At 60.8% G+C, this 20,519-nt stretch carries 18 protein-coding genes and 1 pseudogene; 7 read left to right on the plus strand and 12 right to left on the minus strand.

Going from position 1 to position 20,519, the window contains the following annotated elements; translation table 11 throughout:
* Positions 1-11: 11 nt before the first annotated feature.
* The 7 genes from AB9N64_RS01360 to AB9N64_RS01390 are packed head-to-tail and all read right to left on the minus strand — an operon-like array spanning position 12 to position 4,865.
* Positions 12-335 (minus strand): hypothetical protein, encoded by a 324-nt coding sequence (locus AB9N64_RS01360; protein WP_371359893.1) that lies wholly within the window; start codon positions 333-335, stop codon positions 12-14.
* A complete protein-coding gene (locus AB9N64_RS01365) occupies positions 319-702 on the minus strand; it encodes a hypothetical protein (RefSeq protein WP_371359894.1) in 384 nt (127 codons plus the stop codon). Before AB9N64_RS01365 ends, AB9N64_RS01360 begins: the two co-directional genes overlap by 17 nt.
* Complete coding sequence (locus AB9N64_RS01370) at positions 699-1,283, minus strand: hypothetical protein (RefSeq protein WP_371360379.1); 585 nt, start codon at positions 1,281-1,283, stop codon at positions 699-701. Before AB9N64_RS01370 ends, AB9N64_RS01365 begins: the two co-directional genes overlap by 4 nt.
* 30 nt (positions 1,284-1,313) lie before the next feature.
* Entirely contained in the window at positions 1,314-2,033 is a 720-nt protein-coding gene (locus AB9N64_RS01375) for an AAA family ATPase (protein WP_371359895.1), read from the minus strand.
* A 24-nt stretch (positions 2,034-2,057) separates the two neighbouring features.
* Positions 2,058-4,184 carry a DNA-binding protein gene (locus AB9N64_RS01380; protein WP_371360380.1) on the minus strand — a complete coding sequence of 709 codons (2,127 nt, stop codon included), beginning with the start codon at positions 4,182-4,184 and terminating at the stop codon, positions 2,058-2,060.
* Positions 4,084-4,524, minus strand: a complete 441-nt coding sequence (locus AB9N64_RS01385) for a hypothetical protein (protein WP_371359896.1) — start codon at positions 4,522-4,524, stop codon at positions 4,084-4,086. Before AB9N64_RS01385 ends, AB9N64_RS01380 begins: the two co-directional genes overlap by 101 nt.
* 2 nt (positions 4,525-4,526) lie before the next feature.
* The gene (locus AB9N64_RS01390) at positions 4,527-4,865 is read right to left on the minus strand and encodes a transcriptional regulator (protein WP_371359897.1); all 339 of its coding nucleotides are present in this window, start codon (positions 4,863-4,865) and stop codon (positions 4,527-4,529) included.
* A 242-nt stretch (positions 4,866-5,107) separates the two neighbouring features.
* On the opposite strand from AB9N64_RS01390, the gene AB9N64_RS01395 reads away from it, so the two are divergent.
* The 6 genes and pseudogenes from AB9N64_RS01395 (at position 5,108) to AB9N64_RS01420 (ending at position 12,636) form a co-directional block, all read left to right on the plus strand.
* A complete protein-coding gene (locus tag AB9N64_RS01395) occupies positions 5,108-5,764 on the plus strand; it encodes an XRE family transcriptional regulator (protein ID WP_371359899.1) in 657 nt (218 codons plus the stop codon).
* A gap of 505 nt (positions 5,765-6,269) precedes the next feature.
* The gene (locus tag AB9N64_RS01400; protein WP_371359900.1) at positions 6,270-8,780 is read left to right on the plus strand and encodes a TonB-dependent receptor; all 2,511 of its coding nucleotides are present in this window, start codon (positions 6,270-6,272) and stop codon (positions 8,778-8,780) included.
* Positions 8,781-8,815: 35 nt separating this feature from the next.
* Positions 8,816-10,681: a phytase gene (locus tag AB9N64_RS01405; RefSeq protein WP_371359901.1), complete on the plus strand. Its 1,866-nt coding sequence runs from the start codon at positions 8,816-8,818 to the stop codon at positions 10,679-10,681.
* 47 nt (positions 10,682-10,728) lie between these two features.
* Complete coding sequence (tolQ, locus tag AB9N64_RS01410; RefSeq protein ID WP_014718164.1) at positions 10,729-11,421, plus strand: protein TolQ; 693 nt, start codon at positions 10,729-10,731, stop codon at positions 11,419-11,421.
* Between the two features lie 15 nt (positions 11,422-11,436).
* Positions 11,437-11,883: a protein TolR gene (gene tolR / locus AB9N64_RS01415; protein WP_038449895.1), complete on the plus strand. Its 447-nt coding sequence runs from the start codon at positions 11,437-11,439 to the stop codon at positions 11,881-11,883.
* Positions 11,880-12,636 (plus strand): annotated as a pseudogene (locus AB9N64_RS01420) (TonB family protein). The gene tolR and the pseudogene AB9N64_RS01420 overlap by 4 nt, the downstream one beginning before the upstream one ends.
* Before the next feature lie 800 nt (positions 12,637-13,436).
* Here the strand turns inward: AB9N64_RS01420 and AB9N64_RS01425 are convergent.
* The 4 genes from AB9N64_RS01425 to AB9N64_RS01440 all read right to left on the minus strand — a co-directional run bounded on the left by AB9N64_RS01425 (position 13,437) and on the right by AB9N64_RS01440 (position 18,036).
* Entirely contained in the window at positions 13,437-14,777 is a 1,341-nt protein-coding gene (locus AB9N64_RS01425) for an LLM class flavin-dependent oxidoreductase (protein ID WP_060767288.1), read from the minus strand.
* Positions 14,778-14,787: 10 nt separating this feature from the next.
* Positions 14,788-15,762, minus strand: a complete 975-nt coding sequence (locus AB9N64_RS01430; RefSeq protein ID WP_014718168.1) for an ABC transporter substrate-binding protein — start codon at positions 15,760-15,762, stop codon at positions 14,788-14,790.
* A gap of 82 nt (positions 15,763-15,844) precedes the next feature.
* Positions 15,845-17,428, minus strand: a complete 1,584-nt coding sequence (locus tag AB9N64_RS01435; RefSeq protein ID WP_371359902.1) for a rhodanese-related sulfurtransferase — start codon at positions 17,426-17,428, stop codon at positions 15,845-15,847.
* Entirely contained in the window at positions 17,425-18,036 is a 612-nt protein-coding gene (locus AB9N64_RS01440) for a cysteine dioxygenase (protein ID WP_038449899.1), read from the minus strand. Before AB9N64_RS01440 ends, AB9N64_RS01435 begins: the two co-directional genes overlap by 4 nt.
* Positions 18,037-18,249: 213 nt before the next feature.
* Between AB9N64_RS01440 and AB9N64_RS01445 the strand changes: the two genes are divergently transcribed.
* Entirely contained in the window at positions 18,250-19,155 is a 906-nt protein-coding gene (locus tag AB9N64_RS01445; RefSeq protein ID WP_003191880.1) for a LysR family transcriptional regulator, read from the plus strand.
* Between the two features lie 510 nt (positions 19,156-19,665).
* Here AB9N64_RS01445 and AB9N64_RS01450 read toward each other — a convergent pair.
* Positions 19,666-20,451, minus strand: coding sequence for a DeoR/GlpR family DNA-binding transcription regulator (locus tag AB9N64_RS01450; RefSeq protein WP_038449901.1), 786 nt, complete (start codon positions 20,449-20,451; stop codon positions 19,666-19,668).
* Positions 20,452-20,519: the final 68 nt, after the last annotated feature.

Raw genomic sequence — 20,519 nt, forward strand, 5'->3', positions numbered from 1 at the left:
TACAAGGTTCCTCAGTGGAGAGTCGGGCGCGACCAGTCGGCAGGACGGGAGGCGCTAATAGGTTCGCGCCATTCCAGGGTCACGCCCTGGAACTGCACGTTGAAACGGGTGCTACCGGCCGTGCTGTGGCGTTGATAGCCCTCGGTGTGGCCCAGGTTGACCAGTCGTTGACCTGACTCGGGGCTGATCACCAGGAGATTGGTTGCTGGGTGAAACGCTTGTACGCGGATGCCATGCGCCTGCAAGTTGCGAGCGGCAGCGTTGAACACTCGCAGGCGGTCTGCCAGGGTCGGGGTTAAGACTTTCAAAGGCGTGCGGTTAATGGAGGCGAGCATGGGCGTTCTCCTGGTTGCAGCAGTCGGGGTTAATTGGGCAGTGTTGGCAGGCACGCCAGTGCTGCATGGCCTGCGGATTGTGGGTCGGCGCTGGTTTTTCGCGATAGCTTTGGCACTGGTCCGTCGTGACGGTCTCGCCTAGGGCGACACATTCAATGCGCCCCAGGGTTTCCATTACCCGACGCTCGACACCGGCCATGCTGGGCGACGCATAGCGGTTGGAAAGGGTCAGGCTCACGGCCGTGCGGCTCATGCCGATACGCTGGCTGGCCTTGGTCTTGTTGGTGGCAGCGACTTCGGCGGCGAGCAAGCGCACGAACAACGGCGCGTCCTGACCCCACGCTGCAAGGTGGTTGACCTGGTTCATTTGGTCACCGCCTGGTCAGCTTTGCGCCACACCACCTGATCCAAATTCGGGTCGTAGACCTGATCGAAGTCACGCTGGTAGATTGGGTGTTTGGGGCCGGTATACCGCGACGGCACCAGACAAAAGCGCGTTTTAACGCCTGGCGTTCCGCCTCTGCGAGTCACGTAGCCAGCCTTTGCCAGGCCCGACAAATACACCTGAGCGCCAAACTCGCTTATGGATACGCCGTTCACACTGGCAGCGATTGCGGCTTCGGCGGCGGTGAACTCACCCAGGATACGCAGTGCCCGCCAGATGTTTTCCACGCCACCTGCGTGAGTCGAGCGCTTGCCGTGGTGGTTAACCCGTGGGGCTTCGACACCTTCGTCTTTGAGTAACGTCCACTCGGAGTCGCGGCGGTCGATATTGCGGACTTTGCTAACAATCCCGGCCTTTTCCATATCTCTGAAATAGGCACGTACGGCTTGATCGTCTTGGTTCGATTTGCGCGCAACAGTGTAGGTTGTCAGTGCTTTAGGTCCGGCGTTGACAGCGCGGATAGCTTCCCAAATGTATTGGCGAGGGGACTTACCGCCCACCATCACCAAATCAGCTCTGGCTCTAGGCATCCCTCAAACCCTCCGCACGGGGGCTTCGCCGGTAAACCAGCTATCGGAGCCCCAGCTAGCCAGGTCAATGCGGTCAATGCAGCGGGCGCGTGCTTCGCTGTAGACCTTGTAAAGGTTGACCGCGACGCGACGTAGGCAGCCATTCACCTTCTTGCGCAGGTCATCCAGCAAATCATCAGCGAAGTGCAATTCCGGGTAGCTGGACTCGGCTAGTGCGCGCAGATCGTCGAGAGTGGCGCGCTGCGCAGGCACCCACTCCAGCACCCGGTTGTGCAGACGTTCCAGCTTCGCCAGGCTACCGGGCACACGTTCTTCGCCGATCAGGACAATGGTCCCTTCGCTGGCGTTGTAGATGTCGGTCAGGACGTTGGCTATTGCCTTTTCGAGCAGGTATTGCACGTCATCGATCAACAGCGGGCGCCCGCTCTTGGACAGTTGCTCGGCGATCTGATCGACCATCACCGACATTGTTGTAGCCGGTTGGATGCTCATTTCGCGAAGGATGGCGTGCAGGAAAGCCTTTTTGCTCCAGGTGTTGCGACACTCCACGTAGTAGGCACGGTGCTGGTTTGCGGCGAAGGCCGCACCGACGCTTTTACCCAGGCCGCTTGCGCCGTACATCACTACCAGGCCAGGCAATCCTGCCGGACGGCTGAGGGTACGGGCGATAGCGGCGGACAAGAGCCCGACGTTGGTCAAGGGAACTATCTTGGAAATACTCATAATTCGACTCCTAAAGGTCTTGGGTTAAGCGCGGGCCTGCTCGGCAAACGCGAACATTTGTTGAATTGAGGTGAAGTCCGGGTGCTGCGGGTAGCGGGAATGCCACTGCGTTTCCTCTGGTGACAGCGGCTCGCCGCTGGTGAGGCGGGCGTCGAGCTGGTTCCAAAGGCGATAACGGGCAGTTGGGTCGGTAGGCAAGTCGAAGGCTTTGGGCTTTGGCGCTGACAGTTCGGCAAAACGGCGGGCTTCGGCCATCTGTTCAAGGCTGAGCTGCGCCGACGGTGCGCTGGTCGGTGCGATCATTTCCACGCGCTTGCCTGTCAGCGTTTCGAGCTTGTCTACAGCGCGTTTCATCTGGCCGCTTTCGCGCTTGTCGTAGGCCTTCTCAATCATGGCTTTCGGCATGTAGTCGCAGGCGTTGCCGTCGACCAGTGCCTCACCGATCAGGTCCCCCTCAAGCGTGCGGACCCAAACGCGGGATGCATCACGCACGTCGTAGGCCAGACGGATTTCTTCGCCGTGAAAGCTGCGCAAGGCATCAAGGAAGTAGGTTTCACCTGCCCAGGTGACTTCTCCGCGACGTGTCGGACGAACGACTTGTGGGCGCGACAGGTCGTTGAGCAGCTCGGCCGGAGCAATAATTGGCTCCCAGCCTTCGGCCCGTGCGGCTTCCCACGCTTCGTTCGGACTCATGTGCCGCAGCTTACCGGTCAGTGGGTCGCGGAATTTGGCGAGCCCTCTGTGCGGGCTGTTGTTGTAGGTTTTAATTTCGTATTCGACACCGGCCATGAACTCGGCAAAGGTCGGAATCAGGCGGGTCCGACCAGTTTCGCGCAGCTCTTTCCGGCCTATCCGATGCACTTTGGTCCCGGCGTGCTTGTCCATGTCGGCACCGATGTAGCTCGTCAGCTTCTTGGCTGCATTAACCCAAATTGTTTGGTGGGACCGTTCGATAAGGCCGCGGGCTTGGCTGTTGTACGGCAGCGCGTGGGTCATGGTGCCGCCGAGACGGTCGACCACTTCACGGACGGTGTCGTTGGCAAAGCCTGAGCCGTTGTCGACGTAGAACATGGCGAACATGCCGTGCTGCATCGCATCACGCAGCGCGTCCATTACGCCGATGGTGGACTCGGCTTCGCCAATGGAAATGCCCAAGGCTTTGCGTGTTGCGACATCGAGGACAGTGGTTGCTTCCGGGCGATAAGGCTTGCCGGTGCGCGGATTCAACACCTCGGCGTCGAACTTGTGGCCGTCGGCGGTGAATACGTCGCAGGGATACATGCTTTTTGTGGAACGACGCTTGAACGGTTGCAGGGCTTTGAGTTCCTGCGGCGTACGACGGCCGCGCTCGCGGGCTTCTGCACTGAGCTTATTAAGAAAGCGGCGTACTACATGGATGCTTGGACGTTCGGCCGGGTTCTTCATGGCGAACTCGGCATAGGCCGATTCGACGCTGGGCTTGGTCGGGCGCTGGTAGCACGCCAAGAACGCCGCCGCCCATGTTGGGAGGCTCATGTCTTTCTGACGGCGAGCAGGTGCCAGGCCGGTTTCACCCTCTCTGCGGTAATCGGCCAACCAACGCTTGAGCGTGCGCTCGCTCAAAGAGCGGTCGCCGGTCTTGCGGTCGTTGGCGCGTTGCACCAGACCATTAAGATAGGGGGTGAGCTGTTCAGCTTTTGCCAGGGATACGAGGGTGTCGATGGCGCGTTGCTGGCTGATGGTCTGGCTCATACGTTCGATTTCACGGACGAACGCCAGGCGAGCAGTCATCACAGAGCGTTGATCTTCGCTCAAGCGTGACGCCGAAACAGCGTCACGCTGAGTAGTTATTAAATCGGTAGGCGGCGCACACTCTGGTGCTACATACGATACAGAGGCAGCGATTAACGCGGCTTGGGTTTCTGGCGGCAGTGCAGCGAAACGATACTCGACAGCCTTACTGCCAAGACGGCCTTGGCCTTCCCATCGCTCGCGTTTAGCACGCAGTTGAATTGCCCGCTCTGTTCCCGGCATGCCAGGCAAACCAGCCAATTCACGGGCGGAATACCAATTATGCATGGCCGTCACCCAGCAGCTTCTTAAGCTCGCGTGCTTGCCTAGTCGCGTCAGCGGCAACTCGCGCCAGACGACCAAGCTCCGCGTTGAGTGCATCGCGACCGTAAGCCACGCGGCCACCACGTTGCTCAACCAGCCAGTCGGTTAAAACGTGACTGCTACAAACTTCTTCAAGCAGCGGGGCTCTATAGAACGGTAGGTTATGATCTGTTCGGGCTGGGCTCGACCACGCATCAAGCATGTGCTTACTCACGTCATCGCCAGACAAGCGAGACATGCGTGCACCAATTTCGTAACGATCCAGGTCGGAACCTTTCAGAATCTCACTGATCAGTTCACTGACTTGTGCCGCATTGTTGCCATTCCCAGGGATAGCTAGAACTGGCTGTGGGACAGAGAAGATGTCTAACGTACGGTCATCTTTAGTACGGCGCATGTTTATCCCTCCGTACCGGTTTTACGGTGTCGAAGGGCATAAGCTGGGTTATGCTCTTGGCTAGAAGTTGCGTTGTGCTCTGCACGCTGCACCCGGATACGGTGCGGAGTACCGTTTGCGTTCCAACGCTCGGGCCACAAGTCAATTGGCTTGAGACCTAGCGCACGAGCAATGGCTCTTTCCATTCGTGGATAGGCGGTGCGCTTAGCGTTCTTGACGGCAGCATCTGAAACGTCAAGCTCACGTGCCAGGATGGCGAGCGACGTACCTCTGGTACGAAGTTGGTATTTGATCCATTCCCATCGCTGGGCTGGGTCGAGCGGGATTTCGGTTTTGTTCATGCCTAGCGTCCATTCATAACCACCGGCAAGGGTGGTTTTTTTGGGATGTCTAACGTTACCTAGGGCATAAACATAGCCAAATATAACTATGTGGTAAAGCGAAAAATGGCGTTTCGTTTTCCATCTTTGGCTTTATGGTGGCTAATTTTGTCTATCTCTTTGATTTATATAGCTTTATCGAGAAAGCGAAATTTCGCTTTGTGCATGGATGCCGTTTCGGATAGCTCAATGGAGAAAGCGAAATGAGTGAGGGGCTTGCGGAGCGTATTCGACAATGCGCTGACATGGCGGGAAGTGGCGATGAGTTGGCGCGACTTACCGCTATCCCACGACGCACGCTTGAGTATTACCTGACCGGGCAGAGCGAGCCCAAGGTAGCCCGGTGCGTCGACATCGCTAAGGCGGTCGGCGTCGACATTGGTTGGCTGGCATCTGGTGAGGGGGATAAGCTTAAAGGCACTAGTCCCCAGTCCGTTGCGGAGGATAGGTACGCCTATGTGCCGCTGTACGACGCCCACTGTAGCGCGGGACATGGCGCCTGGAGCGAAGGCGCGAAGGTCCTTACCCAGCTCGCGTTCACCGCATACTCACTCCGCAAGAAAGGCCTGGACTCCACACGGCTGTCGGCAATCCGCGTGGACGGGGATTCGATGGAGGGGCTGCTAAGCGATGGCGATACTGTGATGATCGACCACAGCCGCAGTTCGCTTGAGGGAGAAGCTGTCTACGTCATCCGGCTGGATGACCATCTCTATGCGAAGAGACTCCAGCGGCAGTTCGACGGGTCTATTCATATCATCAGTGAGAACAAGGCCTACCGCGACATGGTCGTCCCTAGGGATCAACTGAATGACTTGGAGATAATCGGCCGGGTCGTATGGGCTGGTGGCTGGATCTAAAGCCTGACGGAGACGGCGTATGGGGGCGGTGCCAAAGATTTCGCTAATCTGGCACCGACTCAACGCCTGTACCGAATTTGACCTGTTTATTCCTTGACAGTGCTTTGGCATCGTTTTGAGATGTGGTGCCTTCCCCAACCCCTTGTCCCGCCTAGCCCATCGCACTATCTCCCGCTTTGTCCCGGCTCATCCCACCGACTTCCTACCAGTGCCATATCTAGAACCTCCCCACACAAGATCAAGAGCGGCTCGCTTCGCATCGTGGTTACCTGGGCGGCACATTTGACTTCTCTGTCGATTGAACCGCCGCCTTCGCAGGCAAGCCAGCTCCCACAGGTTGAGTGAGGTCATTTCAGCTCATTTGTACCCTCCAGAAGCCTGTAAACCCCGCTTTGACAGGCTCTGCCCGCAACCTTGTCACAGAACCGTCACGCCTCATCCCTAGCTTGCCCTCCCAGTTGCCGGGCCCCTTGCCTGGCGCCAACGGATTCTTGGGGAGGGTTTCATGTACAAGCGCACCGGGCTCGTCAGCTTTACGCTTACCGCCTTGGCTCTGGCGATAGCCTGCGAGCGGCTCAACGCCGCCGAAGCGGCCACCGAGCATGTCGATGTGGTCGGCCAAGCCGCTGCGATCGACAGCGCCCTCAAGGAGCAACGCTCTTCCGACAGTATCAAAAGCGTGGTGCATGCCGACGGCGTCGCCCAGTTGCCGGATGAGAATGTTGCCGAGGCGGTGCAGCGCTTGCCGGGCATCAGCGTTGAACGTGACCAGGGCGAAGGCCGCTTTGTCAGCGTGCGCGGCCTGGGCCCGGACCTCAACAGCGTGACCATCAACGGCACCCTGGTGCCATCCCCCGAGAGCGAACGCCGCGCCGTGGCCCTCGATGTTCTGCCCTCGGAATTGGTGCAGTCGCTGTCGGTGATCAAGACGCTCACACCGGACATGGACGCCAACTCCCTCGGCGGCACTGTCGATGTGAAGAGCCTCTCGGCGTTCGACCACAAGGGCCTGTTCTACACCGGCAGCACCGAGGCCAGTTATGACAAGAACACGCACCAGACCAGCCCGAAATTCTCTGGCGCCGCCAGTAACCGGTTCAGCCTCGGCGACGGTATCGACAACTTTGGCGTGGCCGCGGCGCTCAGTTGGCAGAAGCGTGATTTCGGCTCGGACAACGTCGAAACTGGCGGCGCCTGGGACTTCACCAACGGCGCCCGGCTCAACGAATTCGAGCAGCGCGACTACGACATCAGCCGTGAACGCGCCGGTGGTGGCCTTAACTTTGATTACAAGCCCGATGACCTGAGCAGCTACTATCTGCGCACCCTCTACAGCCGCTACAAGGACACCGAAACCCGCAACGCCGCCAGCCTCGAGTTCGCTGACCCGCAAGCGCCCGGTGAATTGGGCGAAGCCGAGGGCAAACGCAAGCTCAAGAACCGCGAGGAAACCCAGCAAATCCAGTCCTACGTATTGGGCGGTGAACGCCTGCTCGGCCTGTGGACCTTGAGCGGCCAGGCCGGTTACAGCCGTTCCAGCGAAGACAGCCCGGGGCATATTGCCGGTGCGACCTTCGATGGCGGTGATTTTGCCCACAGCGGCTTTTACGACAAGGCCAAGCCGCGGCCCATCGTTGGTAGCGGTTTCTACGACCCTGCCAATTTCAGCCTCGACAAAGTCGACTGGGAAAAACAGCACACCCAGGACACCGAGAAAAACCTGCGCCTGGACCTGGCGCGCGACTACGACCTGCGCGGTTACGCATCCCAGTTCAAGTTCGGCGGCAAGGTCAGCCGACGCCACAAGGACAATGACTTGGAGGCCTGGGTCTACAAGGACCTGGATGAACAGGGCTTGAGCGATGAACAACTCAACCTCACGCAGTTCCAGAAGGGCAGCGTCGACTACCGTCTCGGCCGCTTTGGCCCAGGCATCAGCGCGAGCAATATCCGCCAGTTGATCGGCGGCCTCAATCGCGATGACTTCTATGACCCCACCGAATCCACGGTCAACGACTTCACCATCCGCGAAGACATCAACGCCGGCTACCTGATGAACACCGTCGATATTGACGACTGGCGCTTCATTGCCGGCATGCGTTACGAGGGGACTGAATTCGAAGCCAAGGGCACCGGCGCCACGGACGGCCAGTTCAGCGCCACCGAGACCAAGCGCCGTTATCACCATTGTCTGCCGGGCTTGCATGCGCGCTACCAGATTGACAAGAACACCCAAGTGCGCGCCGCCTGGACCAAATCGGTGGTGCGTCCGACCTTTGGCCAACTGGCCCCAGGTTTTGTGATCGACGATGACGAAGCCACCTTCGGCAACCCGGACCTCAAGCCTCTGGAGTCGAGCAACCTGGACCTGGGCATCGAACATTTCATAGGCCGTGCCGGTACCGTGTCGGCATTCGTGTTCTACAAAGACATCCAGAACTTCGTCTACAACACCGATGTCGCCGGTACCGGGGCCTGGGCCAACTTCGCCGAGGCGCACACCTTTGCCAACGGCGACAGCGCCAAACTCTATGGCCTGGAGTTGGCCTACTCACAGAAGTTCGACTGGCTGCCTGCGCCGTGGAACGGCTTGATGATCGGCGCCAACAGCACCTTCAGCCGTTCCAGCGCGGACATCGAGGGCTTCGACAGTGCCAGCGGGCGCAATCGCAAGCGCAACATCAGCCTGCCCAACCAATCGGACACGGTCGGCAACCTGATGCTCGGTTGGGAAGACGACACCCTCAGCCTGCGTCTCTCGGCCAATTACAAATCGGCCTACCTGTACGAGTTGGCGTCGATCAACGACAAGGCCCATGACCTGCACGTCGACGCGCAAACCTTCGTTGATTTCAGCGCGCGCTACTCGCTGACCAAGAACCTGCAGGTCAGCTTCGAGGCACAGAACCTCACCGATGAGTCGTACTTCGTCTACACCGGCCACCGCAGCTACAACGGCCAGTACGAAGAGTACGGCCCCACCTACAAGCTGGGCCTGACATTCACCCATTTCTAACGATAACGCGTGCATCCTGAAGGATTTGTCTGTTCATGAGAATTTCCAAGCTGTGCCTGCTGGTCGTACTGGTTAGCAGCGCCAATGCGTTCGCCACTGACCTACCGTTGACCCCGTGGGCACCGAGCCTTAACGCCCAAGCCGTTGCCTTCCTGCCCGGCGGCACCCAGCGCGTAGCGGCCAGTGCCCGCGACGGCCTGCTGCTGCTCGACGATAACGGCGTCGAACTGGCCCGCTTCAAAGGCCGTTTCAGCAGCCTCGACACACGCACTGCCGGCACTCAATCGCTGATCGCCAGCCTCGACAACGACCGCCAGCAGGCCTTGCTGATCGGCCTCGATGGCGCCGGCAAAACCTGGGGTACGCCGCTGTACCTGCCGCCCCTCGACTTTGCGGTAAACAGCCTGTGCCTCTATCGCGATGCGACGGCCAACCTGTTTGTGTTTCTGGTCGGTGAAGAGGGCAAGGGCGAACAGTGGCTGGTGGGCAATGGTGCGACCCTGTTGGCCCAGGCGCAGCGTGTTCGCAGCCTGCCACTGCCGCCATCGGCGCAATACTGCCAAGTGGACGATGCGACCGAGCGATTGGTGGTGAATGAGCAAAACGTCGGCTGGTGGGCCTACCCGGCGCACCCGGAAGCCGAGGTGAAGCGCACGCCCGTGGCGCTGTTCGACGATCCCCAGCGCGAAGCCGGCGTCATGGCGCTGGTGCCGGGCGGGATGCTCGCGCTGGACCCGAAAACCGCGCAGTTGCACCTGTTCCAGCAAGTCGGGGAGCGTTGGGTCGGGCAATCCAGCCTGGCCTTGCCGGGCCTCAAAGAACCGGAGCAACTGGCGATACAGGGCCGGCAGGTGCTGGTGCGGGACGACAACAGCGGCCAGCTCTATCAGGGCCGTCTCGACTGGCAAGCCACGCCGGTGCCGGTTGCGCCGATACTTGCCCAAGTCGCTGCACTGCGCCAGACCGAACCCGTGGGTCGCCAGGGCGACGCGGCGGATGACCCGGCCATCTGGATTCACCCGGAAACACCGGCCAAAAGCCGTGTGCTGGGGACCAACAAGAAACAGGGCCTGCTGGCCTACGATCTCGACGGCAAGCTGCTGCAGGAACTGGCAGTGGGGCGCCTGAACAATGTCGACCTACGCCCAGGCTTCAAACTGGGTACGCACACCGTCGACTTGGCCGTGGCGAGTAACCGCGACCGCAACAGCTTGAGCCTGTTCAGCATCGACCGTCAGAGCGGCGAGCTGCGTGAAGCCGGTGAGGTCTCCACGCCACTCAAGGACATCTACGGCATCTGCCTGTACCAGCCCGCCAGCGGTGAACTCTACGCATTTGCCAATGACAAGGATGGCACCTTCCTGCAATACCGCCTGAGTGCACCGGCTGGCCGTGTGCAGGGCGAGTTGGTGCGTCAGTTCAAGGTCGACAGCCAACCCGAGGGCTGTGTGGCCGATGACCAGCGCCAACGCTTGTTCATCGGTGAGGAAGATGTCGGCGTGTGGGCGATGGATGCCCGTGCCGAGCAACCGGCCATGCTCACTTCGGTGATCAACGTCGGCCCGCAACTGCATGCGGATGTCGAAGGCCTGGCGCTGTATCAAAGCCCCGCACGGGATTACCTGGTGGTCTCCAGCCAAGGCAATGACAGCTACCTGGTGCTGGACGCCGAGCCGCCATTCGCTGTGCGCGGCGCCTTGCGCGTTGGCCTCAATGCAGCCGCCGGCATTGATGGCGCCTCGGAAACCGATGGCCTGGAGGTCACTGCCGTCAACCTCGGCGGGCCATGGAGCCAGGGCATGCTGGTGGTGCAGGACGGGCGCAAGCGCATGCCCGAGCAAGCCCAGAACTTCAAGTTCGTGCCCTGGGCCGAGGTGAGCCGTGCGTTGAAATTACCCTGAGCTGTCATCACGCAGTCATCCGTTTTTAATCGAATAGGAGCTTCACCATGCACGCGACGATGGAACATATGACGATCTGGAGCTTGATCAGCGACGCCAGCCTGTTGGTCAAGGCTGTGATGGTCACTTTGCTGCTGGCGTCCTTGCTCAGTTGGTACCTGATCATTCAGCGCAGCAGTGTGCTGCGTGGTCTGGAACGCCAGCTTGACGGCTTCCTGGCGCGCTTTCGCGTGGCGTCGGACCTGCAACCCTTGTATCGCGAAACCGTGCAGGCGGGCGAGGGCGGTGTGGCGCCGATCTTTATTGCCGGCATGCAGGAATACCAGCACTTGCACCACCACGATCCGGCAGTGCTCGAGGGTGTGGAGCGCGCCTTGCAGGTAGCGATCACCGAGCAGGAGCTGGAGCTGGAAAAGGGCTTGCAGTTTCTGGCCACGGTGGGGTCGGTCAGCCCCTACATCGGCCTGTTCGGGACCGTGTGGGGCATCATGAATTCGTTCCTCGGCTTGTCCCAGGTGCAACAGGCCACCCTATCGACCGTGGCACCGGGTATTGCAGAAGCCTTGATTGCCACGGCCATTGGCCTGTTTGCGGCGATTCCGGCAGTGGTCGCCTATAACCGCTTTGCGGCACGCAGCCAGACCTTGCTCACGCGCTACTACGCTTTTGGCAATGAGCTGCAAGTGCACCTGCACCGCACACTGCGCGGTACCTCGAACAACCTGGCCGTGGCCGCCTGAACAAGGAGCAAAGCGATGTTGATCAGGCCGCAACGCAAGCACGGGCCCAAGGCCGAGATGAATGTGGTGCCCTACATCGACGTGATGCTGGTGCTGCTGGTGATTTTCATGGTCACCGCGCCCATGCTCACCCAGGGCGTGAAGATCGAACTGCCCAAGGTCGCCGCCGAGGCACTGGCCACCGATACGCGCCAGCAGATCCTGACGTTATCGGTGAAGGCGGACGGTGGCTACTACTGGAACCTGGGGGGCGAACTGGATACCCGCCAGCAGACCGACAGCGCGGTGACCCTGGAAGAAATGAGCGCCAAGGTCATACAGGTGGTGGCGGCGCGCAGCGATACCCAGGTGTATATCCGCGCTGATGACAATGCCGGTTATGGCCGTGTGGTGGCGGCCATGGCGGTGCTGCAGAAGGGCGGCATCAGCAATCTTGGGCTGGTGACAGAGGCCCCACAATGACGGTGATGATCATGCACAGTCCGGCACTGGCCTTGGCGCCTGACAGCGATGGTTTCTGGCGTAAAAGCCTGGCAGCGAGCCTGGCCGTGGCGCTGCATGGTGCGGTGGCAGTGGCGTTGATGCTGGGCTGGTCAACGGAGCGACCGGGGGGGGCCAGCGCCACGGGTGATGCACACGCAGTGGGTGGTTTTACCCGCGCCGGCGCCTGCGCCGACACCTGAACCCGTCGCTGTCGCACTGCCAGAACCTGTTGCCATCCCGGTACCAACCAAACCGACGGTCGATCCGCAGGTCCAGGCGCAAAAGCTCGAGAAAGCCGCGCTGGCGCGCAAGCGGGTGGAAGAAAAGAAACTCGAGCAACAACAGCAGCGCATGGCGACCGAGCAGCGCAATCAGGCGTTGGAACAGCAGCGTCTGAGTCAGGCGCGTGCCGCTTCGGAAAAAGCCCGAGCCGCCGTGCCTGTGCCTACCCCTGCATTCGACAGCCGCCAGTACCAACCCTTGAGCAAGGCCGCCCCCGACTACCCCGAACGCGCCTTGGACAAGAACATCGAAGGCGACTGTTCGGTGGAGTACACCGTCAACACCCAGGGCCACGTGGAAAACCCCAAGGTGCTGGACGGCTGTCACCCGTTGTTCATTCGGCCCTCATTGGCGGCGGCCAATACTTTTCGCTACCAGCCGAGAATCGTCGATGGCAAGGCTGTTGCCGTACCGGCAGTGCGCAACACCTTCCACTACCGCATCAAATGAGCTTCTCCAGCCACCTCCCCAAAACCTGTGGGAGCTGGCCTGCCTGCGATAGCGGTGGCTCAGTTGAATATTCAGTGACTGACACACCGCCTTCGCGGGCAAGCCCGCTCCCACAGGGGATCTGTGCCGGGCGCTGATTTTTTGTGGGCAATGCATGACTAGTGTGGGAGCTGGCTTGCCTGCGATAGCGGTGGCTCAGTTGAATATTCAGTGACTGACACACCGCCTTCGCGGGCAAGCCCGCTTCCACAGGGGATTTGTGCCGGGCGCTGATTTTTTGTGGGCAATGCATGACTAGTGTGGGAGCTGGCTTGCCTGCGAAAGCGGTGGCTCAGTTGAATATTCAGTGACTGACACACCGCCTTCGCGGGCAAGCCCGCTTCCACAGGGGATCTGTGCCAGGCGCTGATTTTGTGGGCAATACATGACCAATGTGGGAGCTGGCCTGCCTGCGATAGCGGTGGCTCAGTTGAATATTCAGTGACTGACACACCGCCTTCGCGGGCAAGCCCGCTCCCACAGGGGATCTGTGCCAGGCGCTGATTTTGTGGGCAATACATGACCAATGTGGGAGCTGGCTTGCCTGCGATAGCGGTGGCTCAGTTGAATATTCAGTGACTGACACACCGCCTTCGCGGGTAAGCTCGCTTCCACAGGGAATCTGTGCCAGGCGCTGATTTTGTGGGCAATACATGACTAGTGTGGGAGCTGGCTTGCCTGCGAAAGCGGTGGCTCAGTTGAATATTCAGTGACTGACACACCGCCTTCGCGGGCAAGCCCGCTCCCACAGTGGAATGTGTTCAGGCCAGCGCTTTCTCGTGGGGTTCGATCACGCTGTAGCGGTTCGCTGGCACTTCCAGGCCGAGGTTGTCGCGCAATGTTCGGCCGCTGTACTCGGTACGAAACAACCCCCGCTGTTGAAGCACCGGCACCACCCACTCAGTGAAATACTGCAAGCCATCCGGCAGTACCGAATTGATAATGAAACCATCGCTGGCACCGCTCTCGAACCAGGTTTGGATCGCATCCGCGACCTGTTGCGGGGTGCCGACAAAGTCGCGCAGGGGCCGTGAGAAACGCAGGGCTACTTCGCGCAGGGTCAGGCCTTCGTCACGGGCCAGTTGCTTGATACGCTCGGAGCCACCTTTCTGGCTGTTGGCGCCCAGGTCGCCCAGTTCGGGAAAGGGCGCATCCAGCGGGTACTGGCTGAAATCATGGTCGTTGAACGGTCGGCCGAGGGCGACGATGGCGTCCTCCACAGTGACCAGCGCCACGGCTTGCTGGTAGCGGCTTTCCACTTCGGCGGCATCGCGCCCGACAATCGGGCGGATGCCCGGCAGGATCGACAGGCTGTCCGGGTCGCGGCCAAAGCCCTTGGCGCGGCGTTTCAAATCGGCGCTGTAGGCCTTGGCCTCGTCGATAGTTTCCACGTGCACAAAAATCGCATCGGCGTTTTCAGCGGCAAAGTTACGCCCATCCTGCGAAGTGCCCGCCTGGAAAATCACCGGTTGGCCCTGGCGCGAACGCGCGATGTTCAGCGGGCCTTTGACCGAGAAGAATTCGCCCTTGTGGTTAAGCGCATGCAACTTGCCTGGGGTGAAGAATTCGCCGCTGTGTTTGTTATAGGCAAAGGCGTCGTCCTCCCAGGAATCCCATAGGCCCTTGACCACATTCAAATGCTCCTTGGCGATGCGGTAACGCACGGCGTGGGGCGGGTGTTCGGCCTTGCCGAAATTATCGGCGGTGCCGCTCAGCCACGAGGTGACTACGTTCCAGCCAGCGCGGCCGCCGCTGATGTGGTCCAGGGAGGCGAACTGGCGTGCTACCTGGTAAGGCTCGGTGTAGCTGACGGTCACGGTGGCGACCAGGCCGATGTGAGTGGTCAGCGCGGCCAAGGCCGAGAGGATCGTCAGCGGCTCGAAACGGTTGAGGTAATGGGGGCTGGACTTGGGGTGGATATGCAGGCTGTCGGCGATGAACACGAAGTCGAACCGGGCGGCTTCGGCCAGTGCGGTCTGCTGCTTGTAGAAGCCGAAATTGGTGCTGGCGTCGGGTTGTGCCTGCGGGTGGCGCCATTCGCCCCAACCGTGGCCGACACCGTGCACCATGGCACCGAGTTTCAATTGACGTGGCTTGCTCATGTTCTGCTCCTTAGCGCGAGGCTTGTTCGAGGGGGATACGCTTGGCGTTGAAGCTGGAATCGAAGCCCTGGGAGACGTCGATGTGTTTGCTCAGCAGGCCTTCTTTTACATAGGTGTCGGCGGTGGCTTGCAGGCCATGGATCACCGTATCGTCAATCGTGACCGGGGAAAGATGGGTGTCCTTGGCCACTTCGATATGCACGGCCAGTGGCAGGCCAGTGATCTTGGCTTGGGCAGCGGCGTATTGCTCGGGATGGGTATTGGCCCAGGCGTAGGCGCGATCAATGCGGGCGACAAAGTCGTCCAGTTGCACACGTTTGTCGGCAATGGCCTGGCCGGTAGCGGCGAAGTACAGATGATTGCTCAGCAGGTGCTTGCCGCTCACCAGCACGCGAGCATTGCTCTGTGAGGTGACCACGGTGGTGTAAGGGTCCCACGTCGCCCAGGCATCGGCGGTGCCGTTGTCGAGTACCAACCGGGACTCGGCGGGCAGCAGGAAGATGAACTGCACATCCTGGGTGGTCAGCCCCGCATCGTTCAGGGCCTTGATCGCCAGGTAGTGCCCGATGGAGCCGCGCCCGGTGACGATCTTCTTGCCCTTGAGGTCGGCCGCGGTCTTGATCGGTGAATCCTTGGGCACCAGCAGCGCCGTGGTGTTACGGCCTTCGGCATGGATGATGCTGATCACCTTGATCGAGGCACCGGCGCCGAGGGCGAACACATAAGGGGCATCGCCCAGGGCGCCGACATCCACAGCACCGGCATTCAGCGCTTCGCCCAGGGGCGAGGCCGAGGGGAATTCCGACCATTTGATCTCGTAAGGCACGTTCTGGCTTTCGCCCGAGGCTTCCAGCAGCGCCTTGATCGTGGATTTCTGGTTGGCCACGCGCAGCGGTTGCAGGTCGCCAGCCTGGACGGTGGAAAGCAGGCCGAAGGCCAGGGCGGCGCCCCACAACAGGCGTTTGAATGGGAGGGCATACAGCATGGGAAAAACTCCAGGCGTTGGGTAAAGGGAGATACCTCCGCCTGGAGAAGGGGTCGGTTGGGCGAAACGATGCAGCGGTGAATCAGATCACGTAGAAGCCATGGGTGCCGTCGCGGGCCAGTTGTTCCACGAGGCCGAACTCCCAATCCAGGTAAGCCTGCATGGCTTCCCGAGGGTTGTCGGTGCCTTCGTAAGGGCGGCGGTAGCGGTCGATACGCGGGGACGCCAGGTGGCTTTCGCCTGACTCAAGGGGCAGTTGCGCTTGGATCCAGCCGGCCGTGCCGTCCTGCAGCAAAAAGACCGGCTTGCCGGTGAGGGCCTCGACTTCCGGCACGGCCAGGCGCGCCAGTTGGCTGCTGCCGCAGGTCAACACATAGCGCTGGGCGCTCGGTACCTTGCTCAGGGCCTCGGGCAGTTGCGCGCGCAGCACCCACCAGGCGCCGGGGATATGACGTTTCACGTAGTTGGCGCTGGCCGTGAAGTCCAGCACCTGCGTGTCGCCATGGCTGAGCCAGTCGGCAAGGGTGTGGGGGCTGATCAGTTCGGCCTGGAGCGGTGGCGGCACGGGTGCGACCCATGCACCGCGTTCGCTGAAGTGCGTGGCTTGCAGGTCGTCCAGCACGGAGACCTGCCAGCCCAACTGGGCCAGCCATGACGCGGACATATTGGCGCGCACGCCGTCGTCGTCCACCAGTACCAGGCGCGCACCGCGCACACTGGCGACGTGATCGGTTTCCTGCACCAGTTGCCCGCCCGGGGTGGCGCGGGCGCCCGGCAGGTGGCCGGCTTCGAATTCTTCTACGGTGCGCACATCGAACAGGTAGGTGGTGCGGGTCGCGTCCTGTTGCCAGCGGTGCAGGTCATTGAGCGTCGCACGCTTGACCCCGGCTTTATCGGCAACACCACGTGCCTTTTGGGCGGCGAGCTGGCGATGGTTTTCCGAGGTCGGCGCAAAGCGGCGCGCCTGGCCATGGGCGAGGGTCTGCCCGGCCAAGGTCCAGCCGATGGTGCCGTTGCGCAGGGCTGCCACCGGGTTGGGGAGGCCGGCGTTGATCAACGACTGGGTGCCGATAATGCTGCGGGTGCGCCCGGCGCAATTGACGATGATGCGCGTGGCTGGATCGGGCGCCAGCTCACGGGCGCGCAACACCAACTCGGCCCCCGGCACACTGATGCCGGTGGGGATGCTCATGGTCTGGTATTCGTCGAAACGGCGCGCATCGAGCACCACCACATCGGCCTGGCTGTCGAGCAGGGCCTGGACCTCTTCGGCGGCCAGGGACGGCGTGTGACGCTGGTTCTCCACCAGCTCGCCAAACGCCTTGCTGGGTACATTGACGTCGATAAACAGCTCGCCACCGGCCCGACGCCAACCGTCCAGCCCATCCTCCAGCAGGCTGACCTGGGTGTAGCCCAGTGCAACCAGGTGTTCGGCGGCGCGCTGGGCCAGCCCTTCGCCGTTGTCGTACAGGGTGACCTGGGTATCGCGGCGTGGAATGCGCGCGTACACCTCCAGTTCAAGCTTGGACAAAGGGATATTCGCGGCGAACAGAGGGTGGGCCTCGGCAAAGGGGGCTTCTTCGCGTACGTCGATCAGCGCGACTTCTTCGCGTGCCAACAGGGCCTGGCGAATCTGCGCAAAGCTGCGGGTCGATAGGGTGGTCATAGGGCAGGGCTCTTTTCTTTGGACAGGTCCCAGATGTTCGGGAGATAGGCGTTGGAATAACCGGAGATAAACAGTTTCTCGCTGCCGTCGGGTTGATACACCGCCCGGCGCACCGCGCCGATATTGGCGCCGTATACGTGGATGCTGATGGACACTTGGTCGCCGTGGGCATTGCTGACCTGATGGATATCGCCGACTTTGGGCGACACCGCCTCGACCTGGCCCGGCAGCAATTGCACGGGTTCGCCTAGCGCTACCAGGCTGCCGCCCGGTGCCCGGGCAAACCCCTGGGAAACCTCCGCGCCGCGCAACATACCGATCAGCCCCCACACCCGGTGGTCATGAATCGGCGTGCGTTGCCCTGGCCCCCACACAAAGCTGACCACGCTGAATCGCTGGCGCGAATCGGCATGTAGCAAGAATTGCTGGTAGCGCTCGGGGTCGGGCTGGGCGAATTCGTCGGGTAGCCAATCATCGTGGCTGACCAATTGCGCCAGCAACTTGCCGCCACGGTGCAGCAGGTCGCCTTCACGCGGGTTGCCGTCGATCAATTCCGCCAGGGCGCCTATGAAGGCTCTGAGTCTCTCGGGGTGTCGGGCCTGGGTCATGACCATTCCATCGGGCTGTTGGTGTGTTTTTATCTAAGCATAATGTTTGTTTTTAATATGCTATTTTTTAATGATTAGCTTATAGCCGGAGGTAATTTAGAACCGGTTTGAATAGGGTTAGACGTTATTGATCACTGGCTGGGCTATCCAGACCTGTGTGCGGCCACTATGCTTCACGCACATCTTAATGACTGATCTGTATGTGCAGCCCAAATGAAAATTGACGATATCGATGCCTTTGTCGAAGTGATTCGTTGCCAGTCCATCAGCCATGCCGCCGCGTCGTTGCAGCTGACCCAGCCAGCCATCACCCGCCGCGTGCAGAACTTCGAGCAGGCTCTGGGAGTGGAACTGTTCGACCGCAACACCAAGCCCCTCAAGCCAACGCTGATCGGTACCCGTGTCTATGAGCAATGCCGGTTGATCCTGCGCGAGATGGATGCCCTGCGCGAACTGGTGGCCACCGATGCACCGCCCACCGGCGTGCTGCGCCTGGGCGTACCGCAGACCATCGGCGATGTGGTGCTGCTGGACGCACTCAAGCATCTGCGCAGCGAATACGCCGACTTGCGCGCCCAGGTTGCCACCGGCTGGGGCAGCCAATTGGTCGGCAAGATCGAACGCGGCGAACTGGATGCGGCGGTGGCGTTGTTCCCCGCGGGCAAGATCTTTCCGGACAACCTGGTCGGTGAGTCCATCGGCAAGATGGAGTTGGTGGTGGTCTGTGCCAAGGCGCAATTGCCGAAGAAGCCTTGCAAGCTGGCGGACGTGTACCAGAGCGGTTGGATCCTCAACCCGGACGGCTGCGGGTTCCGTGCGGGGTTGCAGCGCACCTTGTCTGACCAGGGCCTGGCGCTGCGGGTAAACCTGGAAACCTTTGGCACTGAACTGCAACTGGGCCTGGTGGCCGACGGCCTCGGCCTTGGCCTAGTGCCACGTCCGTTGCTGGAACGCAGTGCTCATCGCGAGCAGTTGGCGGCGATGCCCCTCAAGGACTTCAAGCCGGTGATGGATTTGTGGCTGATCTATCCGCATTTTCTCGGCAACCTGCAAGGGCCGGTGGATGCTTTTGGTCAATGGGTGGCAGACGCTTTGCACAAGATCCGCAGCGCTGCCTGACGCTCTGCCAGCCGACGCTTATCCACCTGACCCCCCGGCGAACCCAATGTGGGAGCTGGCTTGCCTGCGATGACGGCCTGACAGCCGACATTTACCTACCAGACACCCCCGCAATCCAACTGTGGGAGCTGGCTTGCCTGCGATAGCGGCCTGACAGTCGATACAGTTATACCGAGTACATATCCATTCCTGCGGTAACGGCCACTTAGGGTTCCGCTTTTACAGCGGCTCACTTTTGAAAAGCGCAAAAGTAAGCAAAACGCTCTTGCCCCACCACTCGGCACCTCGCCCAGGCTCGGTGTGCCCGTAATCCGCCAGTGATTTGGGGGGGCCGCCGCCCCGCGCCATCCATGGCGCGGGGCGGCTAAACCGGCATCCCTGCCGGTTTACCCCCCAAATCCCTGTCGAATTCCGGCCAGCGTGGTTTAACGGGGCGCCTAAGATCAAGATCAAAAGCAGATCAAAAGCAGATCAAGATCAAGAGCGGCTCGCTTCGCATCGTGGTTTGTATCACTGCACGTCCACCCGCTGCACCTGCAACCCCAACTGTTCATATGCCTGCACATCCGGTGCATCCCACTCGGTAATCAGCGTATGAATACGGCTGCATGGCGCCACCACAAAGGGTTCCACCGCGCCGAGTTTGTCTGAGGTGGTCACGGCGATGACGTGGGACGCGCTGTCGAGCAAGGCTTGCTTGACGGCCACTTCACCAAAATGCAGCGAGGTGATGCCCACTTGCGGGTGCAATGCGCACACTCCGGTGAACAACAGGTCGGCCTTGACGCTCTGGATCAGGCGCACCGCTTCATGGCCGCCGGTGGAGAGCGTAGCGGGGTTGAGTTGGCCGCCGGCCAGGATCACTTTTATATGCGGATGGTCGGCCAGGGCGATGGCGATCATGGGGGATGGCGTGACCACGGTCAGGTGCAGTGCATGGGGCAAGCACTGCGCGATCTGCAAGGTGGTGGAGCCAGAATCGAACAGCACGATCTGGCCGTCTTCAACCCGCTCCGCCGCCACGCGGGCGAGGTGGCGCTTGACCTCGTTGGTCTCGCCGACACGGGTAAAGAAATCCTTGCCGGTGTCCTTGGGCCGGGGCAGGGCGCCGCCGTGTACGCGTTGCAACAGGCCGGCGGCAGCGAGTTCGCCAAGGTCGCGGCGGATGGTGTCCTGGGACACGGCGAAATGCTCGACCAACTCAGATGCGGTGACCTTGCCGTCGCGTTCCAGCAGCAACAAGATCTTTTGTTTGCGCAGGGAAGGCAGGTCGATAGCTTGATGAGTGTTATGCATGTTTGTGCGCTTTATTGCGGGTTTGTGCGAGATTAATCGTCAGTCCATCTAAACGCAACGGCTGGTTG

It is taken from the genome of Pseudomonas sp. KT_2_4 (assembly GCF_041410225.1).
In the GTDB taxonomy this organism is placed as follows: domain Bacteria; phylum Pseudomonadota; class Gammaproteobacteria; order Pseudomonadales; family Pseudomonadaceae; genus Aquipseudomonas; species Aquipseudomonas paracarnis.

What these genes read in the sequence shown, in the direction of transcription:
- AB9N64_RS01360 (WP_371359893.1), bottom strand. Translation starts at nt 335, where the DNA reads ATGCTCGCCTCCATTAACCGCACGCCTTTGAAAGTCTTAACCCCGACC.
- AB9N64_RS01365 (WP_371359894.1), bottom strand. Translation starts at nt 702, where the DNA reads ATGAACCAGGTCAACCACCTTGCAGCGTGGGGTCAGGACGCGCCGTTG.
- AB9N64_RS01370 (WP_371360379.1), bottom strand. Translation starts at nt 1,283, where the DNA reads ATGGTGGGCGGTAAGTCCCCTCGCCAATACATTTGGGAAGCTATCCGC.
- AB9N64_RS01375 (WP_371359895.1), bottom strand. Translation starts at nt 2,033, where the DNA reads ATGAGTATTTCCAAGATAGTTCCCTTGACCAACGTCGGGCTCTTGTCC.
- AB9N64_RS01380 (WP_371360380.1), bottom strand. Translation starts at nt 4,184, where the DNA reads ATGCACTCAACGCGGAGCTTGGTCGTCTGGCGCGAGTTGCCGCTGACG.
- AB9N64_RS01385 (WP_371359896.1), bottom strand. Translation starts at nt 4,524, where the DNA reads ATGCGCCGTACTAAAGATGACCGTACGTTAGACATCTTCTCTGTCCCA.
- AB9N64_RS01390 (WP_371359897.1), bottom strand. Translation starts at nt 4,865, where the DNA reads ATGAACAAAACCGAAATCCCGCTCGACCCAGCCCAGCGATGGGAATGG.
- AB9N64_RS01395 (WP_371359899.1), top strand. Translation starts at nt 5,108, where the DNA reads ATGAGTGAGGGGCTTGCGGAGCGTATTCGACAATGCGCTGACATGGCG.
- AB9N64_RS01400 (WP_371359900.1), top strand. Translation starts at nt 6,270, where the DNA reads ATGTACAAGCGCACCGGGCTCGTCAGCTTTACGCTTACCGCCTTGGCT.
- AB9N64_RS01405 (WP_371359901.1), top strand. Translation starts at nt 8,816, where the DNA reads ATGAGAATTTCCAAGCTGTGCCTGCTGGTCGTACTGGTTAGCAGCGCC.
- tolQ (WP_014718164.1), top strand. Translation starts at nt 10,729, where the DNA reads ATGCACGCGACGATGGAACATATGACGATCTGGAGCTTGATCAGCGAC.
- tolR (WP_038449895.1), top strand. Translation starts at nt 11,437, where the DNA reads ATGTTGATCAGGCCGCAACGCAAGCACGGGCCCAAGGCCGAGATGAAT.
- AB9N64_RS01425 (WP_060767288.1), bottom strand. Translation starts at nt 14,777, where the DNA reads ATGAGCAAGCCACGTCAATTGAAACTCGGTGCCATGGTGCACGGTGTC.
- AB9N64_RS01430 (WP_014718168.1), bottom strand. Translation starts at nt 15,762, where the DNA reads ATGCTGTATGCCCTCCCATTCAAACGCCTGTTGTGGGGCGCCGCCCTG.
- AB9N64_RS01435 (WP_371359902.1), bottom strand. Translation starts at nt 17,428, where the DNA reads ATGACCACCCTATCGACCCGCAGCTTTGCGCAGATTCGCCAGGCCCTG.
- AB9N64_RS01440 (WP_038449899.1), bottom strand. Translation starts at nt 18,036, where the DNA reads ATGACCCAGGCCCGACACCCCGAGAGACTCAGAGCCTTCATAGGCGCC.
- AB9N64_RS01445 (WP_003191880.1), top strand. Translation starts at nt 18,250, where the DNA reads ATGAAAATTGACGATATCGATGCCTTTGTCGAAGTGATTCGTTGCCAG.
- AB9N64_RS01450 (WP_038449901.1), bottom strand. Translation starts at nt 20,451, where the DNA reads ATGCATAACACTCATCAAGCTATCGACCTGCCTTCCCTGCGCAAACAA.